We start from the raw sequence: 2,028 nt of genomic DNA, 5'->3' as shown, positions 1-2,028 counted from the left end.
CATCACCGAGACCTAAATCCATGTCATCGGTGGCTAAGTCATCCCCAGCATCACCGAGACCTAAATCCATGTCATCGGTGGCTAAGTCATCCCCAGCATCACCGAGACCTAAATCCATGTCATCGGTGGCTAAGTCATCGGTAGCATCATCACCGAGACCTAAATCCATGTCATCGGTAGCTAAGTCATCGGTAGCATCATCACCGAGACCTAAATCCATGTCGTCGCTGGCTAAGTCATCGGTAGCACCATCAAGGAGGTCTAATTTTTGCTGAGCATCATCTAAGCCATCGCTAACTAATTCTTCCTCTGGCTCTGGTTCAGGTGTTATAACTTGGGGAGGATGGTCTCCCGGCGCAGCCTTTACAGGTTCTTGAGACACCGGAGGCTGATCAGGTGAATCAGAAATCCTAACCAGCTCATGATCTGGGTCAAAATGTAAACCCAGAACCTCAATCAACTTTTCTGGATCTGGATTAAGTTTGGAAAAGGGGAACATCAACAGAGCCGCTTCTGGGTCCAAGGCGTTGATAGTCCCCAAGATTAGGGCTGAGGATGGCCTTCTACCTCCATCCGGGGTGGGAATGGAACTGATGTCCATTTGTAAAACCAACCATTCACGATTAGCCTGATAGTAGTCTAACCATTTTTGTTTCAGGGCAGTAGTAAACTCCTGGAAGAAAGCCATAACCTCTTATTCCTTATCCTGAGTAGCTAGACTTATTAAACCATCATCAGGTCTAGCTCATCTTCCTGAGTTTGAACAGAAGGCTTGGTTGGATTGAGGTAAAAATCAGACAGAAGAGAGAACAATTCCCGATCTGGCGCATCTTTGGGAACTACACCCTCCGGCTGAGACAAGATTTGATCAGCAATATTCAGATAGTAATCGCAGACATAACTTAGGGATGGGTCAGTTTCCGCCATCTCAAACAGGGTTTTCCCCTTAACCCGAGATACCCGGATATCTTCAATTAGCGGCAATACCTCCAAAACTGGCATAGGGACCGACTCAACATATTTATCAATCAGATCCCGCTTAGAAGTCCGGTTTCCGATCAAACCGGCTAACCGTAGGGGGTGAGTCCGAGATTTTTCCCGCACAGAAGCGGAGATGCGATTAGCCGCAAATAAGGCATCAAAGCCATTGTCGGTGACAATCATGCAATAGTCAGCATAATTTAGGGGGGCGGCGAAACCACCACAAACCACGTCCCCAAGAACATCAAACAGGATGACATCGTATTCATCAAAGGCATTTAGTTCTTTGAGAAGTTTAACGGTTTCTCCCACTACATAGCCACCACAGCCAGCACCAGCCGGGGGACCACCTGCTTCTACACAATCAACGCCGCCATAGCCTTTATAGATGACATCTTCGGGCCATACATCCTCATAGTGATAGTCTTTTTCCTGCAAGGTATCAATAATGGTAGGAATTAGGAACCCTGTGAGGGTAAATGTGCTGTCGTGTTTGGGATCGCAGCCAATTTGCAGGACTTTTTTACCCCGTTTGGCTAGGGCCACGGAAATATTGCAACTGGTTGTTGATTTGCCAATTCCACCTTTCCCATATACTGCGAGTTTCACGATTTTTTCTCCTGCGGCGTGGTTTTTCCATAATGGGGCTGAGTAGTTGGGACTAACTCAGCATCCCAAGTTTTTTATCTTTGGTTTTGTCGGGGTGGCGATCGCTATTTCAGGTAGTACGGTTTTTGTCTCACCCGATCACATCGCTGTCCCTCTTGATTGCCATTATTGATGAATTTTCCCCAAATGGAAAGAGGCTATCAATTCATTTATGCTCGAAAAACAGAGTATGGCAGTCTATGAGTTATATATGAATTTTTTATCGTTTCTCATCAAAGCTCAAGTCTATTTATGAACTTTTATCAAAATTTATGCCTTTTTTATATAAAAAGAGTTACAATAAACAAATTAGTAGGGTGCGTCATATAGGGATAGTTATGATGGGAAACGGGATAATTGACTTCTGACCCACCATTACCCCGCAATGATGATGGGAAA

2 protein-coding genes are annotated in these 2,028 nt (G+C 45.2%); both read right to left on the bottom strand.

What is annotated here, in order from left to right:
• The coding region (locus P5683_RS13635; protein WP_315669452.1) for a DUF5331 domain-containing protein at window positions 1-688 on the bottom strand (688 nt) is incomplete at its 3' end.
• Window positions 689-723: 35 nt separating this feature from the next.
• A complete protein-coding gene (bchL, locus tag P5683_RS13630; protein WP_006624178.1) occupies window positions 724-1,590 on the bottom strand; it encodes a ferredoxin:protochlorophyllide reductase (ATP-dependent) iron-sulfur ATP-binding protein in 867 nt (288 codons plus the stop codon).
• Between the last annotated feature and the right edge of the window lie 438 nt (window positions 1,591-2,028).

This window comes from Limnospira sp. PMC 1279.21 (genome assembly GCF_032349615.1).
Classification (GTDB): Bacteria; Cyanobacteriota; Cyanobacteriia; order Cyanobacteriales; family Microcoleaceae; genus Limnospira; species Limnospira fusiformis.
The sequence above is the reverse complement of the archived record's forward strand: the minus strand, read 5'-3'. Positions and strand labels throughout refer to the sequence as shown.